The 16,175-nt window shown below is 38.0% G+C and carries 11 protein-coding genes; 4 read left to right on the forward strand and 7 right to left on the reverse strand.

What is annotated here, in order from left to right:
- Window positions 1–52: 52 nt before the first annotated feature.
- The 4 genes from ACFFLS_RS20750 (at window position 53) to ACFFLS_RS20765 (ending at window position 4,299) form a co-directional block, all read left to right on the forward strand.
- Window positions 53–631: a hypothetical protein gene (locus ACFFLS_RS20750; protein ID WP_379687125.1), complete on the forward strand. Its 579-nt coding sequence runs from the start codon at window positions 53–55 to the stop codon at window positions 629–631.
- Between the two features lie 155 nt (window positions 632–786).
- The gene (locus tag ACFFLS_RS20755) at window positions 787–2,367 is read left to right on the forward strand and encodes an HD domain-containing protein (RefSeq protein WP_379687127.1); all 1,581 of its coding nucleotides are present in this window, start codon (window positions 787–789) and stop codon (window positions 2,365–2,367) included.
- Between the two features lie 389 nt (window positions 2,368–2,756).
- Window positions 2,757–3,227: a hypothetical protein gene (locus ACFFLS_RS20760; RefSeq protein WP_379687128.1), complete on the forward strand. Its 471-nt coding sequence runs from the start codon at window positions 2,757–2,759 to the stop codon at window positions 3,225–3,227.
- A gap of 235 nt (window positions 3,228–3,462) precedes the next feature.
- Window positions 3,463–4,299, forward strand: a complete 837-nt coding sequence (locus tag ACFFLS_RS20765) for a S1 family peptidase (protein ID WP_379687131.1) — start codon at window positions 3,463–3,465, stop codon at window positions 4,297–4,299.
- 67 nt (window positions 4,300–4,366) lie between these two features.
- On the opposite strand, the gene ACFFLS_RS20770 is transcribed toward ACFFLS_RS20765, so the two are convergent.
- From ACFFLS_RS20770 to ACFFLS_RS20800, 7 genes are all read right to left on the reverse strand, one after another.
- Entirely contained in the window at window positions 4,367–5,317 is a 951-nt protein-coding gene (locus ACFFLS_RS20770; protein WP_379687132.1) for a hypothetical protein, read from the reverse strand.
- 37 nt (window positions 5,318–5,354) lie between these two features.
- Entirely contained in the window at window positions 5,355–6,950 is a 1,596-nt protein-coding gene (locus tag ACFFLS_RS20775) for a phospholipase D-like domain-containing protein (protein WP_379687133.1), read from the reverse strand.
- Between the two features lie 915 nt (window positions 6,951–7,865).
- Window positions 7,866–12,728 (reverse strand): NACHT domain-containing protein, encoded by a 4,863-nt coding sequence (locus ACFFLS_RS20780; protein WP_379689634.1) that lies wholly within the window; start codon window positions 12,726–12,728, stop codon window positions 7,866–7,868.
- Complete coding sequence (locus tag ACFFLS_RS20785; protein WP_379687137.1) at window positions 12,725–13,798, reverse strand: ComEC/Rec2 family competence protein; 1,074 nt, start codon at window positions 13,796–13,798, stop codon at window positions 12,725–12,727. Before ACFFLS_RS20785 ends, ACFFLS_RS20780 begins: the two co-directional genes overlap by 4 nt.
- 114 nt (window positions 13,799–13,912) lie before the next feature.
- The gene (locus tag ACFFLS_RS20790) at window positions 13,913–14,263 is read right to left on the reverse strand and encodes a hypothetical protein (RefSeq protein WP_379687138.1); all 351 of its coding nucleotides are present in this window, start codon (window positions 14,261–14,263) and stop codon (window positions 13,913–13,915) included.
- Window positions 14,264–14,559: 296 nt separating this feature from the next.
- A complete protein-coding gene (locus ACFFLS_RS20795; RefSeq protein ID WP_379687139.1) occupies window positions 14,560–15,624 on the reverse strand; it encodes a hypothetical protein in 1,065 nt (354 codons plus the stop codon).
- Window positions 15,625–15,626: 2 nt separating this feature from the next.
- Window positions 15,627–16,025 carry a hypothetical protein gene (locus tag ACFFLS_RS20800; protein ID WP_379687140.1) on the reverse strand — a complete coding sequence of 133 codons (399 nt, stop codon included), beginning with the start codon at window positions 16,023–16,025 and terminating at the stop codon, window positions 15,627–15,629.
- Window positions 16,026–16,175: the final 150 nt, after the last annotated feature.

Consider the following 16,175-nt stretch of genomic DNA (forward strand, 5'->3'; position numbering starts at 1 on the left):
AATTAGATACTTTTTTGGAAACAGCATACAGCAACAATACATAAAGAAAAGCATGAAAGAAACCATACAAGAGATCATTGGCGACCAAATTAATAAATTGAGCACTTATCTTGATGCTATCGAAAAAAATGGCCTGGAGGTCAAATCGATCGATATAGATAGCACTTACCTTGCTGAAAACTACAGGCAGACCCAGACGTTTTCAAAATGCACGGAATTTAAAAGCCTATATAACAGCCTGCCAAAAAACAAACCTGTCTTATATTGGTTCAGCTTCGAAACGGAAAAATTGAATGATTACAAATTGCAGCAGGCACTAGAAAGCATTAGCGGACATACTGGAAAAAGAAAAATTGCGGAAATACCGAAAATTCAAAGAGAATCCAGTGGTACGCTTTATGTTGGTAAAGTAAAAGATAAATTCCATTACAGGTTTGTCAATCATTTGGGTCATTCTGTAAATGGCGAGACTGGAAGCCTGCAGCTGACCTATTGGTACGACACCCTGCTGTATGGCAATCTAAAATTAAACTACATAGTTCTCGAAGAAGAGATGAAGACCCTGATTGGGGTACTTGAAATTGAATTGGCTAAAAAATTAAGACCCGTGTTGGGTTCGCATAAGAATTAGCATTCTCTTTTTTATAGTATAAAATCAAGTATAAACCCCCTCTCTCATCCCTAAAAAAGTTTATATTTTTACACTGGATAGAGTCCAAAAAATGATGCAAAGAGTATTGGTAGAGTTTTTTAGAATAAGTTAGTTTTATAAGTAAATAGAATATTATGATTGACAATTACAGAGATAATTACTACGGAAGCATCCTTGATCCATTGCATGGTGATATTAAATTATCGGAAATCGAAAAATGGGTAATAAAACAGCCTATTTTTACGCGATTAAGAAGAGTAAAACAAAACACATTTTTGTATTATGTATTTCCTTCTGCAAACCATACAAGATTTGAACACTCTATAGGAGTAATGCATTTAGCAGGAAAAATATTTGATTCCTGTAAGGAAAATTTTGCTACGGGACAGAAGAAAAAAGAAAAATATTCTATAAAAGGTGAAACTAGTTTTTTTAATCTAAATAATTTACAGGAACGGGAAGAAATCTATTATCAAGAACTAAGGCTGGCTGCACTTCTTCACGATATCGGCCATGGCCCTTTATCCCATCTTTTCGATGAATTTGCAATAAGTAAGGATGCTTTTTTAAAGATTGTAAATCACTCTTCAGTGCTTCAAAACTACTATAGTGGATTTGAAAAGCTTATTGTAGCCAACAATAATAAAGTGGAACATGAAATTATATCATGTGCATTTGTCTTTATTTTGATTGACGAATTAAAAAATGAAAACATAAATGATGTAAATAAATTTTCCCCGTCAGCTAAGGTCATCATTGAGAATTTAAAGGCTGAAAGGATAGTAAAACTGATCGAGCCTGATTTTGAAAATCTACTAGAGCTTACAGATTCAAAAGATAATAATTATACTTCTTTCTTTTCCCGGATAATCACATCTTTTCCAATTGATGCTGATAGAATGGATTATCTTTTAAGGGATAGTTATTTTTCAGGAGTAACCTACGGAATTTATGATATCAATAGGATTTTCTCCTCCTTCATGGCAACTATCGATTCTGATAAAAATGTATGTTTAGCTTATAAAGAAAGTGGATTGGACTCAATGCTGAGATTTATCCAATCTAGATCTCATTTATACAACCAGGTGTATTTTCATAAGACAAATAGATCAGCCAATTCAATGCTGGCCTACGCAAGTAACTCAAGCAAAAAAAAGGGGACAAAACTCTTGGATAAAAAGGAAACAATACAGTATTTAATGGATTTTTATATTAAAAACAGTGATGAAGTTTTTTTAAATTACACTGTTAAAAAAGAGGTAAGCGTAGAAGAAGTCGAAAAAGAAGTTTTAGAAGATTTATTGAAGAGAAAACTATTCAAAAGGGTCTATCAAGTAAAAATCATACTCAGCAAGGATAAGTTCGGTGACTTTGATGAAATAAAAAGTTTAAAGGAAACTATTAATGAAAAACTAACTCAACTTGTTCCCAACAAGATATATGCAACAACAGATATTTATCAAAACAAGACTTTTAAGGATTCGGATCTAAAATGTATTTTGATAGCACAAAAAAGTAGCGGCAAATATGATTTTAAATCGAAATGGGAAAATGTCAATAAAGAGTTTTCGTTCATGAATATGAATGTCGTAATGGTAAGAATCTATTTAAGAAGAACATTCATAAGTTCGAGTGATTTTGAACAAAAAAAGAAGATAATTTTAGATAGCGTTTCTGCAGAAATTTCTGAATTAGAAAAGTTTGCAAGTGCATAATTGCATATTTTAAAATTCCTAAAAAAAAATAGGCCTTCAAGTTTGAGAGAGCTTGAACTGCAAAGAAATATTTCTCTAAATCAAAACCTTTTTATCAGGGATTACAGAACACAATTTGAGAAAGTATTTAGATTTTATAAAATTTTACGGATATATTTTTAGATTAGGTAACGGTCGGCAGAGGGACATAATGATGAAAAAGTTTTTGTAATTAATTTATAAAAAGTATATTTAAAGTAGAATATGTTGCAAATGAAACAGCAACTTTTCTAGATTCGCCAACACGCTCATAACAAACAAAATAAAAGCTAGTTAGAAATCCAAACCTGTTGATTAATTTTCGTTTACTAATGATATTCACAAATTAAATTCTAAATTGATAAATTGTTATGGTATTTACTTCATCAAATATTGGAAAGTACACAGGCAAAACACTACCTCAGATTGTATTCTCTGATTTAGATTATTTCATTTGGTCTTATGAAAAAAATATTTTTAAAACGCCCCCCCTTAAACAGGAAGCTCAATACATTTATGAAAGGATAAAAAACATTAAAATTCCTAAGGAAAATCATGAAGAATACGAAGTGGAATACCTTATTCACCCTCCGACCGGTAAATTCGGCCATTTCGAGGTGGTAAACAAATCTACACCTTTACATAAAGGTGGGAGCCCTGCATCAAGATCCCAAAATATAGATTTAACTCGTGCCAGATCGATTAAAGAATATGATAAGCGAGGCTCTAGTACTATGATAGATTGCTTAAAATACTATTATTTCGGAGACCGCGGCTATCGAATGACAAAAAAAAGGTGTGAGGATTTTTTCGCTGAAGATTCCAACTTCATTTTAGCATAACCAACTTAAATATGAATTCTAGATTTAATTATTATTCGTAAAAGCTTCGCTTTAATTTATAAGCTATGCATTAGAGATATTTGCGTGGACAACAGAATTCGAAGGAATCAAAAATCATCGCAGAAATTATTACTCTGTATCATGAGGTAGAGGCTTTTATCAAATATTCCAAAGTTAATTAAGCAGCCACTAAATAATCTATACCTTTAAAAAATCAAACAGGAAACATAAAAAAATGCGAAAAGACCTCTCAGATAGAACCAGTGCAGATATGTCAATCAGTGATCTAATATCATCATCAACTGTTAAAATTGAAACCTTCGACAAAAATGGAGGAACCGGAACAGGTTTCTTTTTCGATTTCAATCCGCAGACTCCGGAAACATTGGACAGCTTAGCGATTGTCACCAACTGGCATGTAGTTGAAGAGGTTAAAAATGGGCAGTTTACTTTAACAAAAAAAGATCAAAACGGAGAACCATTAAATACTGAACATCTTACAATTTTTCTTGAGAACTTTGAATCCCATTGGATACCACATCCTGATGCGGAAATTGATTTGTGCATTTTGCCGATAAAATCGATTAGGCATCTAATAAAAGAAGATTTCTTTTATGGGTCTTTCGACGCCAGCCTTATTCCATCGCAAGAAGAAATTGACACCCTTTGCGCAATTGAGGAAATTATCATGCTCGGATATCCTGACGCACTCTGGGATACCTATAACAACAAACCAATCGTAAGAAAAGGCATAACCGCAACCAATCCCAGATTGCCATACTGCGGTTACGAGGAGTTTTTAATAGATGCAGCATCTATACCCGGATCCAGCGGATCGCCAATCCTGATTTACAATATCGGCCAGTATCTGGACAGAAACGACAATCACTATTTTGTTAAATACCGTATATTTTTACTCGGAATCTTATATGAAGGTCCGCAATTCACGGCAGAAGGTATAATAGAAAAAGTCCCAATCAAAAAGAAAAAGATTGTTACCACTCAGATTCCAATCAATTTAGGAGCTGCCATAAACAGCAGCAAAATCTTAGATTTTATTGGTTTAATTTAAACTTATTCAATCCCACCGCAAGGAGCAGGGACAATATACTCCTTATATACTATGCGGAATAAACCCGCTAAACTGAGAATTTCTTTCCCTGTAAAGTAAATTGGTGAAGCGAAACAATCAGGTGGCTCAAAACAATGCCGGCATTAAATGAAGCTACGTAATTCTGTCCTGGCGTGACCTCCAGATCAAAATGCCCTTCCCTATCCGTTATTGCCGACACAAAAATCGTCGGGGCACCGGAATTAATCCTGATTATCCCGTGGGTCGTTTCCATAGAACCGATCGGCAGGTTTTTATCAATCCTGCGCAGCGCATCTATCGTCTCGTGGTCTTTCCATGCATACTCCGAATAATCTGTAACATTCACGGTTCCAACCGCCGTATAGAATTTTGATGCCAGACAAGCTGTACGTACGCAAGGATTTATAGGCACCTTCAGGAATCGTGATTCAACTTTTCTTTTGAAATCTCCGTCTATCAGCCCAAAGATTTCTTCGTTGAATGTGACAGGCAGAATCTTATCGAACTTTTCCGACCTCATTCTGCTGGCTGGATTCTCATCTTCACTTGGATGGCCGTCATGGACAAAAAACCTGCCCCCAACTACTACACAGCCAGCATAAGAAACATCAGCGAGATAGCCTGCCGTTCCCACCGCAATCACCAGATTAGCATCTGCTGCAGAAAGTAATGCAGGAAGAAATCTATTTTTTTCCTCTGATGAGGAAGGGTTTTCATTCGGCTTCATAAAATCCTGTATGCACCATACCATAACTTCCATTGTTACTTCAGGATTATTAGCACTTAAAGTCTTTTCATAAAATCGGAATACTGCCCTAGCTGACTTTTCATTGAACGTCAGCATATCGATATTATCAACGCGATAACCTTTGTCTTTGTTGCTCTGCAAAACTTCCGGAAACGGCAGCCCGGACGGCCTGAACTCGTAACTGCACATCGAGGCCAGAACTGGTTCCACCTCCCAATTTTTATTCACAACTATGCTAACTTTTTTCATATTTTGGATATTTGAGATTTTTAAATGGCACGTGCATTTAAGCTTCCCCTAAAATTTCAGAAAGCAGGACCTTCTGAAATCCTTCCGGTGCCGCTTCTGATGCTAAGGCGAGCTTAAGTGTGGTAATGCTTTCATGAGTTTCCTGAACTGCAAGCACACTCCAGTCGAAATCAAAAATCTCCTGAAAGTAGCGTGCCACTTCACTGTCCCTTATCAATAAGCTCGCATCTCGGTTGTACATCGCCCCTGTTGTCGTAAAATTGTGGCTTCCGAATAAAACCTTTGCATTTACATCATCCAAGGAATCAACTATAATGGCTTTTGTATGGCATCTGCACTGGACCTTGATATTACCGGTATTGAATCCAAATTTTTTGAGCCTTGTGAGTGTCTTTACCAAACCAGCCTGGCCTTTGGGGCCAAATTCCCTAGGATCCCTAAAAATTATTCTCACCGCAACTCCACTGTCCTGCTTTTCCACGATAGCCCTGTAAAAGCTTTCATAAACAGGATCATTAGTCTCGAGAAGTGAAAAGGATTGGTTTTCAATATCAATGCTGTTATTTGCGCTTCTAATCATTTCTGTTGCATGGTGCAGAAACATGCGCTGGTTGTCAGAATCCCTATCAGGAGTCAAAAGAGGCTGTACATCAAGTACGCGGTTGACAGGCAGCGGATCAAAATATCTTACGACCGGAGGAACCGGAGGACAGAGCCCTTTAGGTATATAAACATACGTATTTGCAAGCTTCTCTTTCACATCAAATGGCACACGCTGCGCTTCCTCAAAATCCCAATCAATGTACTTTCTGAAAATTGTAGCCAGCGTAGAATTTTTTATGACAACATTCCATTCTCGGTTGTGTTTGGCAAGTGGCTCCGGAATGGTCTGATCCTTACCTGCCGGATCGATATCTGCCTGGTTTGAATTTTTCCAATTGCCGCTGCTTAACCAGAACTCTTCATCATCCCTCGTCGCCACTTTGATATGATAGTCGCTCGCTATCAGTTTGCCCTTTCCAACCGATGACCATACATGTTCAAATTTACTTCCCAAACGGCTTTTCATATTATCCACTGCTTTATCCGTGCCGTCGTTCTGGGTCACCATTTTAAGGCTGCCGTTACAATTTTGCACCGCTTCGAAGATTGCCTTACTTATATGTTCGGCCTCCCATTCATACATGGTAGCGGTAAGCTTGTTGGTGACCCTTCCCAGAAAATTCTTCAGATTTGGCCAACCGGAATCAGGGCTTACGTGAAAGATGGCTTCCATATATTCAACTACCCGAGGGAGTTCCAAGCTTTGCGGTTCACGATATGCACCCGGTTTCGGGGCGGCCCAAAAGCTCGTATCCACTCCCAGATATTTAAGCTGCTCCTCGAATCCGGCCGGAACCACATCGATGCCATATCCCATAAATTTCTTAGGAAGAGACGTCACTGCAAGTTCCATCAGTGTCTTTTCATTCATTTTCTCCGCTACTTCCACAGAGATTACCTCCTCATCGGTAATCCATCCATTTTTAAACCTAAATCCCTGCTCGATTTTTATAACACCGGGCAAATCCAGAAATTCTTTCTTGGCATTCTGAACAGCATCCACCAGTTCACTTTTATAATCATCCGCCATAATGAATATTTTTAATTGGTAATTTAAAATTTATGATCCAAGTAATAGAAATAGATAATATAATCCCTATAATACGCTTCTTAATAAATGAAAATACTGACCGCTAATTAAAACCCAAAGACTGCGATCGAATCAAGTGTAATACACACAGTAAATTTATAGAAACTACAAAACCAGAAACAAGTATAAATACTTGTTTTTCAGTATTATATATATAAAAAAAAAAAAAAAACTTGAATAAGAATATTAGATTGGATTTGATTATCCCTTCAGCATCCGATCCTTATGGCTTCTCATTCGTTTTTTTTCCAAAAGGCCGTAAGCTTCTGTCTTATTTCAAGAGCACTGGTACCTCCCCGTTCTTAACCCAGTAGCAAGGTTGCGTCCTGAAAGGGATTACTTTTGTGCCACAAAACCTAAATTGCATAAAAATAATTCATAGAGTAAAAGAAAGACAATCCTGCCTTAACTATAACAATCTTTTCAAATGCTCCATAATATTTGTAAATTCATATATTAGTTTAATGCCATGAATCAATTGAGTTTTTATAATTTTTTGCATCAATCCCCAACAGGACATCTAAACCAAATTCATAACGCCAATGAAAGACAGACACTACATATAGAAAGCCAATTTCTTCAAATCATCCAAAAATGATGTTGTAATTTGTCCTGTCCCCGTCACTCAGCCAGATGGCGCCAATTGAAGACAATTGGCGCCATTTTTTTATTTATACTAATAAACACAATGCCTTTGAGTCATTTTTGCTTTTATTTTCCTTCTTAAGAATAATAGCAAAATTTCTCTAGTGTATATATTTATATAAAAAACAGCACGGATAGTTGATTTAGCATTCGATAACTTAACAGGATTCGAACATCAATTTTAAGGCAGATTTAAAGCTTTGCATTAAATTATTTGTACTGGATCATTTCTTCCTTAAGAATGTAAGCTTTAGGAGAGCCCTTGGCTATAAGAAGATCGAGCAGGTAAAGAAATTCTTTACTCAAAACAGCGCTTCCTTTTATCATGGCTGCGTAATTGAAAAATGCCCTGTGGACAAAACGTTCCAGTTTCCTATATATAGGGGCATCATACAGATCAGTTTTCAAAACCGCCCCCAGCCATGAAACCGAATGTGGCATAAAATTCCTGAAGCCCGCCCCGGAAAGAAGATCAATGCATTCATTGACGGCATAACTGCCGCAACTAATGATGAAATCTTTGTAGAACTGCTCTTCCCCTTTAAGATTGTCCCACTTCTCGATATGCCCGTTCCAGCCTATATCCAGAAGGAGAACTGAAATGAGGAATATACGGCCGTTTGATAAAATCCAGTCACGAAGCCTGTGCCATAAAAACCAGAACTGCTTCACTGTATGCGATTCGGAATCTGCGGAAATTACCTCCAGCGGCAGGTGCTTAAGCAGATCTTTAATAAACAGCAGATCCTTAAGGCAATCTTTTCTTTCAGGACCAATAAGGGTCTTGTCCAAAAGCTGGACAAAAAGCCCTTCTGAATACTTTTTGGGACAATGCAGAAGAAACTTGGAATAAAACTTTTTAAATACAGCCCTGCATTCATAAAACTCATCGTAATCACGCTGCTGAACCTTTAGCTGGGAAAGATGCAGGGAAAGCATTTCGGCAATAAACTGCTTCTGCTCCTGAATCTCTGTATCGCAGGCAATCATTTCAAGTATGCCTTCAAGATGCCAGCGGGAAGCATTATCCAGCTCCGGGATAACACAGGAAGCAGTAAAAGGCTCATCTACAGTAACAGCGTTCTGAAGTTGCTCCTTCCAGATTGGAACTTTTTCTTCCTGGTACACAAAAAAGTGCCCCTTTCTACTGTTATATTCTGCATTGCTTTTCTCTAAATATCCAAAAAGCCCATACCAGCAGTTTAAAGAGAATTCGGGTCTTAATTTCCACAAATTTTCGCTTATGCTGATATATAGGAAGTGCTTAAACCTGTTTTCAATGCGCGCTGTAAGAAGCTGAAAAACCAGCTCTCTGGCCTGCTTCTCGGCTTCTTTGTCCAAGGCAAGCTTAAAGAGCAGCGGTATGCCGTACAATACCGCTTTCTGGTCTATTAAACTGGTTGTAAGATCCGGGGCAAATCCTGGAATATTCCGGGCCAGCTCCCTGCCAAGCGACGTTAATTTGCCATGGCACCAGATTTTCTCCTGCTCACTGAGCTCATTAAAATAATCGCGAAGTCCCAGGCATGCCATTTTACCCGGTGCAGTCATGATATCAAATTCCTCTTCTCTGCCCTGCAGGTAATTGTAGCCTTTTTTCCACGACGCATATGAAATGTCCACTGTTTCGTCCCTATCAAACACTTTTGAGGCCCAAAGCGTGCCAATCTCTGGAAATGGCATGTTTTGAATATCATTAATAGACGCTTCAACTTCTGTGTCATATCCCGGACTTATTTCAATCACTCCTTTTGATCCCGGCACATCAACAGTGTTGAATTTATACTTCCTTACATCCATTTCAAATAAAGCCTTGCGCCATGAAACATCCCACTGCGGAATCTCCTGCCATAAGACATCCAGCTGTTCAAAAATCTGAAGATTCATGGTCTGGCAGCTGAAAATGTAATTGCCTGTAAAACCAATCAACCCACGGCGGTGGGCGGTTCTATGCGGTTTTTTATCGGACGCAATCCTCTCTTTTTTCAAAAACAGATCAGAACCATAATAAAAATTCTGCCCCATCAGATCCGAGCCATATCTGGAGGAATCCCATTCCAGCAGCTGACGGTTCCCAAGCAGCACAGCAGTAACCGGATCAAGAAGGCCGGGATAAGCCTGTACTACGCTGCTTACCACAGCCAGAACCGAAGTGTTATTTGAATTGAGCACCAGCTGTATATTTAGTTCCCTAACCTTTTTACAGCTTTCGCTTCCATTTGAAGCCAAATCCAGAAGTCCCTTTTCAAGTCCCATTAGAAGCGAACTTATCAGCATAGCAGAAGAATTAAATCCCCTGTAAAGGGTCCAGTATTCCAAGCTTCCGTAATAGCTTCTGCTTCCATGTTCTTTAAAGTGCAGCTCTATCTGCTTTCTCTGGTCAGAATCACGCGCCCTTGCTTGATAATTTTTTTTAAAGGCATCATTTAAAAAGCTTGTCAGGAACAATACCGCCTTATCGGGATGATGGAGGAACATCCAGTAAAAAAAAGTCCGGTATGCACTGGAAGAATCATAATCAATATCATCGCTTAACCCCCAGTAATCAGGCCCGTGTTCAATTTCCAGCATGCTGATCAGACTGCCAGGATGCGACTCCCTTTTCTTTTCAATCCAGGTCTGCACCGCCTCAGATAATATTATATCAGGATAAAACCTGCAGATCTGCTCACCGCTTACATCTTCAATTATCAGTTCTTTTGCATATTCCAGCATGCCTTTATGATGCCACTCATTTTTATTGCCGTGGGGATCCACAACTGCATCAAGCAGTTTTTTTACCCCCGGCTGGGCCTTTGAAGCAAGCTTTAGAAAAATTTTAAGCGCTTTTTTAAAGCTGTTTTTAGGGATTGTGTTTCTTGAATAATCAGAAAATACATCCTGATGTTTTATTAAATAGTCCTCCAGAAGAACCGCCACACTTTGTGAACCGGAAGGAAGCAGCACAGGGTTGAATTCGGCAAGCTGAAGGGCCCAGTCAAAAATGAGGTCCAGAAGTTCTTGCTGCATTTGCGGAATTTCGTAAAGGGTTTCTTTATTGGAGGCCGCAAAATCAATCGCAGCATCCCATCCGGAGCCTAAAGGGATAAGGTCTTCAAGATCGCCTGCCTCTCTGATGCTCTTGCAGCATGTTCGCAGCAGGTAAATAACATGAAGCAGCTCTCTGGCATTATCCTCAAGAAAATACTCTTTCAAGCAGTAAAAAAGCCCCGAAGCGTTGCCCGAACGCAATATATAGACTGTCAACTCGTTTTTCCACGAATCTCCCGTTGCCGCACTCATTAGAACACCTCTGCTGAAATCATCGGCATCTGCAGGGTTCTCGGTATAAAAATCTTCAAGCCATAACCGGAATGCCCGGCGCACAGCAGGACTGCCGTCAAGGCTTGAAAGAAAATCTGCTTCGGTTTGTGCGTTCTGCCGCTCCTGCTTAATGTAGCGCACCAGCGCCCAATCCTCCAGTATATCATGAGAAGGAGAAAACCTGTTTTGAAGTTCTCCCGGCTCTGAATAGATTATATTATCTTTTACAAGCGCCTGCGTGTAGTGGTCAGGCTCATAAAAGGTATAGAGTTCCATAGCCTTGGCTCTTTTCAGGGCGATTGCGGCAAACACGGTCCCTCTTTTGCTGTCGCCCGCCTCTATGATCTCCTCCCACATTAGTTTTTTAAAGCCGGCCTCATCAAGGCTTTCCGCGTCCTTAACCATTGGGTAGATTCGCAGCGCTTTATCAAGATAGTATGGCGTTCGAAGCAGATGGGTCAGCTTTTTATTTTTAAGCAGCAGGCTGATTTGCGGTAAAGACGCTTCTATCTGCTTCATTTCCTGCTCGTTAAACTCAATAATCTGGTAAAATAGATCTGACCCCGGAAATTCGTGGTTGTAAAAAATTTTAAACTTCTGCAGCATATAATCGCGAATCGTAACCACCATTACAATGTGCGGACTCTTTTTGGCTAAGGCCAAAAGTTCTGTAAACGCCCCTCCAAATCCGCTTTCTGCAAGTTTCTCAAAACTCTCAATCCAGAAAACGGCTCTTTTCCCTGCCAGGGGACTCTCCAGTATCTGCTGTATGCTGACGCCATAACCCGCCTTATGGATAGCTTCATGAAGCGAGGGCGCAGCAAGCTGCTCGGAGGTAAAGACAATAACTGCGGTGTCGCCGCTTTTTTCTAATTCATAGATCAAACCTTTAGCCATCGCCGATTTTCCCGTACCGGCTTTTCCGTGAAGCACCAGCATCCCGGAGTCTCTAAGAATTTGCAGCGGCCTTTTCATATCTCTTGCAATATGAACCTCGCCTATAGTGCTGCGAGTTTTAATATCTACCGCCGACCTGTTTGCTTCTATTTTATCAAATGCCTCAATTACCGCATCATTTTCCTCCGGATCTACAGCGGTCAATTTTTCAAAATCTTTCGGCACAAGATGGTTGTAGGTCATAATTGCTGTAGCAAAAAACCGGCTTTTTTCCTCATAAGTATGAAGTATCCCCATCAAATACAGGCTGCCTTTGATCAAGGTAAACACACCGCTTCCTGAAAGTCCCTGGACATTTGAAACCGCTGACTGATATCGTGTATCAAGAGATCCATCAAAATTTAAGCTGAACAAATTTTTATTGTCTTTAGAATACTCTTCGAAATTGAGCTCGTAGGGACGATCTTCCTGTCCGCTGTTGAAATCAGCAAATCCTCTGATAAGACATTCCCCAGTTAAAGATGCCCTGTCAATTATCGGAAAAAAATACTTTACTCCCGACAATTCTTCTATATTTGTTTTTGGAATTATGATCAAAGCAAGATCAAGTTCATTGCTGCTGGTGCAGACTATTTTATCAGTTTGGGAAACAGTGTAAGAATGCCAAGTGTTGTCGGCAGGATTAAAAATCTTTTCTATCGTTATATCCTCATTGACGAAATCCTGATCAAAATTTTCCCCCACAAGACAATGTTTGGCCGTAAAAACATAAATATAATCAAATGCCTCTCCTGGGGAATACAAAAGGGCTGTACCCGTTTCCTCTTTGCATTTGATTTTTACCGTGGCATACTGAAACAACTCCTTTTTCATATGCTGTTATTTAAAGCTGGATAATTTAAAATAATTGCCGGATGATCTTCTTCAATAAAGGTCTGGATGAAATTAAAGCGCTGCTCGGGATTTTCATCCGAATTAAATATTGATCTGATCTGGTCAGTGCCCGAGGTGTACTTAAATTCAAGACCGCGGCCGTTTTGCTGATGATGATGTAGAATCCTTGCCATTGTTTCTTTATCTGGATGCTTATTGCTTATTCCGTTTGCAGAAATTACGTATACAGCTGTATCAATCAAAGTTAATAGCTCGGGACTTGTATTATTCTTGCTTCCATGGTGGGACACTTTTACAAAATTTACTTTTATGGGATTCTCTTTTGTATAACCCAGGGTTTTAAGTCCGTTTACCGCATCTGAAGGATGTCCGTCAGCTAGGAACAAGCCGCGGACTGATTTGAATTTCAGCAAAAATATGATGGAAGATCCGTTTACAATATCTGCATTTTCTGTAAATTCGGTTGCTGTAAACTCCTCAATTTTCTTATGATGATCACTTTGTCGACGAGAAATTTTTGCTCCTCCCTTTACCTCTCTTTTATTCCAATCCAGATCTGCAGCTGCAATTTTTTCTAAGGTCGGTCCCAAAAGGGTAAGCTCCAGACCGTAAAAATCCACTGTTCCGGTTTCAATGGTAATTTTTTCTTTGAGCAGTTTGCCCGTACTTTCCAGATAGCTTCGAAGCGCAATTCCCTGCTTATAACCTACTTTACCGTCTAGTGAAGGCATTCTAAATTCTGCATGGTTAAACCAGAATAACTTTATCAATTCTTGGTTTTCATTATGAGTTTTATCCGCAATAAAGCTAATAACTGCGCCGATGTGATCCAGATCAATATGGGTAATTATCCATAAATCTACAAATTCCCCCGATAGGGAAATAGCATCCAGGACTGGTTTAAATATCTCTTCGTAAGATCCTATATAACCTCCGTCAATCAAGATATTATGCCATAAATGGTCGTTTCCACGATATCTTATCCATACTGCATCTCCTCCCAGAGCATCAAAAAAACTGATACTCAATTCGTTCGGGTCTAAATTCATCAAATAATCTTTCAATATTAACAAACAACTCAATTCTGCCAACAGCGGCAGCATCTTCTTTATATTTTTTTAGCTGCAGAAAGATATGCTACTTCCCTTCCCGGCGCCTGCATTTCAGCTTCGTAAAGTTCGATTTTTTTTTTCACTAAGCGAAAACATTGTATTTGCAATTTTGCCAATATTAAGTTTAACCACATTCTCTATAATATCGGCCGCTGCAGCTACAAAAATACGCATGCCGCTATGGGCGTACTTTAATTTGTGAAATTTTAAATGCATTTTATATTCATTGAGAAGGTAATCAATTCGTTCGCTGATTTCATGTCTTGTATAATCCTGCCGACTGATATCCTGCATCCAGACCCTGAGCGCTGTAAATCTGGCGGCAGAATCAGGATCAGATCGGCAATCTATTATCTGCTGCCAGGAAACATTCTCATCTGGAACAGGAAGCTTCGTGAGCACGACCTCTAAAACCTTTACAATTGTCAGAACTTGATTAATTCCATATATTCAATTAAAAGTATACTATCTTTTAATCACATAACCATTCGTCAGTACCAATTCTTCTTCTCCTCTCCATTTACATCTCATATGAAATGGTTTGCTAAAATACACCTTATCATAATGCAGTTATACTTTCTGTTTATAAATAACCTAAAAGCAGTAACTTAATCATATACAACGCGATGCGTATTTTATTTTTTTTATTTAATGAGGTTAATTCATATTAGATAAAATATCATCATAATGACACTTGATTATATTTTAATTTTGAGAACTAGCGTATTTATTCTTTGTTTATCAAATCCCACCGTAGGATCACAACCTTTTTTATATTCAAATCCAAGTTTTACATCTGCGAATTTCGATTTCTCTTTACTCACTATTACAAAATTCACTGATAATTTGGTCAAATTATTAATCCTTTCTTCAACTACACTGGTATTTGAAAAAGCATTCCGATGGGTAAAGTCAGGAACTACTTCCAATCGTTTGTCTAGTATTTTAGGTAATGGATAAAAGGTACCTGTAATTCGAAGATACCAACGTCCAGTTGTACCTTTATACGAAGGATCTGATACCTGCGATCGATTCTCATATTCAAATCCTCCATAGATATTATAATAGTAATCTAGTACCGAATTATTGCTAAAAACATCAGGTAATAAAGTAATAGCCTTATCTTTTCCAGCAAAAGAAGGCGTAAAATATAAGCTAGCTTGAGTTCCTTCCGTTTTTTTCTCAGAATCATGCTTATAATTTAAAGTTGCAATTGTGTATACAGTCCACGCCTTAATTTTATTCATATCCACATCAAAGATTTTCCATAAGGGTGTCTGGAAATTTAATCCCGCTAGAAATGCATTTTGCTCTTTATCACTAAGATTATTCTTTTGCCACTCAATAAATGGATTGAGAGACATTTCTCCTCTACCGCTTAATACATTGTATCCTAGTGCAAAACTAAAGTTTTGTGAGGATGCGGAATCTTTTGGAAATATAAGTGTAACATAAGCAGGTTCAGCTTTATCGTTTTTATTTTGAAAAGACTGCCTTAAAGATAATTTAGCATACCATGCTGGACTTGTGGTATCTATCTTAATATGTTTTAAAGTTATTTGTACTTTTTTTTCTTTGGGCATTAGAATTGTCACAATGCTGTCATTTTTTGGTTTAATATAAAAAGTGGTATCTTTTACTTGCAATAACCTTATACTTGCGATTGTATCATTGGCTTTATTAACTGAATTTACCTGTCCAAAAGAATTGCTACATCCAATGATAATCAGCAAGCTTATTAAAATGAACTTATTTTTTATCATATTTAAGGAATTTTAGATTCTACAAGCGTATTTAAATCTGAAACGGTAACAGAGCTACTCATTTCTGTCTCAGTGATAAAAGAGTTACCTCCTTGTTTTTTTATATATGCATTTAAATGTGCACGTAGTTGTCCAATTTTTATAGGTGTAAGGCCTAGATTACTAAGTTTAGATGTTAAAATAATTTTGTCCTGAGATTTACCTGTTAGCAATGAAATAGCTTTCGTAATTTCAGAAAATGGGGATAGATTTGCGGAATCTAATAGTATTGTTTGTGCAAGATATTTAACTGCTAGCTTATCTTTTTTCTTTAGAACGCTTGGAGATGAAGAGCTTTCCATACTACGTATTAGTATCTCTACCTCGTCTAACGTAAGATTAATTCGTAAAGTTTTTGCCATAATTTATAAATTTTAAGTTGAAAATATTTTTATAGATTTACACTTCCAAACAGCATTTCTCAACAAGTTAGATCTGAAAACTAATTTAAAATGCTTTATAATGAGAATTATTATGAACGTAGAGCCTCCACATATCTATTTTCGTCAAAA

This window comes from Flavobacterium procerum (genome assembly GCF_042431625.1).
GTDB classification, from domain to species: Bacteria; Bacteroidota; Bacteroidia; order Flavobacteriales; family Flavobacteriaceae; genus Flavobacterium; species Flavobacterium procerum.

Excerpts from the sequence above, each read along its gene's own strand:
- ACFFLS_RS20750 (WP_379687125.1), top strand. The coding sequence starts at position 53 with ATGAAAGAAACCATACAAGAGATCATTGGCGACCAAATTAATAAATTG.
- ACFFLS_RS20755 (WP_379687127.1), top strand. The coding sequence starts at position 787 with ATGATTGACAATTACAGAGATAATTACTACGGAAGCATCCTTGATCCA.
- ACFFLS_RS20760 (WP_379687128.1), top strand. The coding sequence starts at position 2,757 with ATGGTATTTACTTCATCAAATATTGGAAAGTACACAGGCAAAACACTA.
- ACFFLS_RS20765 (WP_379687131.1), top strand. The coding sequence starts at position 3,463 with ATGCGAAAAGACCTCTCAGATAGAACCAGTGCAGATATGTCAATCAGT.
- ACFFLS_RS20770 (WP_379687132.1), bottom strand. The coding sequence starts at position 5,317 with ATGAAAAAAGTTAGCATAGTTGTGAATAAAAATTGGGAGGTGGAACCA.
- ACFFLS_RS20775 (WP_379687133.1), bottom strand. The coding sequence starts at position 6,950 with ATGGCGGATGATTATAAAAGTGAACTGGTGGATGCTGTTCAGAATGCC.
- ACFFLS_RS20780 (WP_379689634.1), bottom strand. The coding sequence starts at position 12,728 with ATGAAAAAGGAGTTGTTTCAGTATGCCACGGTAAAAATCAAATGCAAA.
- ACFFLS_RS20785 (WP_379687137.1), bottom strand. The coding sequence starts at position 13,798 with ATGAATTTAGACCCGAACGAATTGAGTATCAGTTTTTTTGATGCTCTG.
- ACFFLS_RS20795 (WP_379687139.1), bottom strand. The coding sequence starts at position 15,624 with ATGATAAAAAATAAGTTCATTTTAATAAGCTTGCTGATTATCATTGGA.
- ACFFLS_RS20800 (WP_379687140.1), bottom strand. The coding sequence starts at position 16,025 with ATGGCAAAAACTTTACGAATTAATCTTACGTTAGACGAGGTAGAGATA.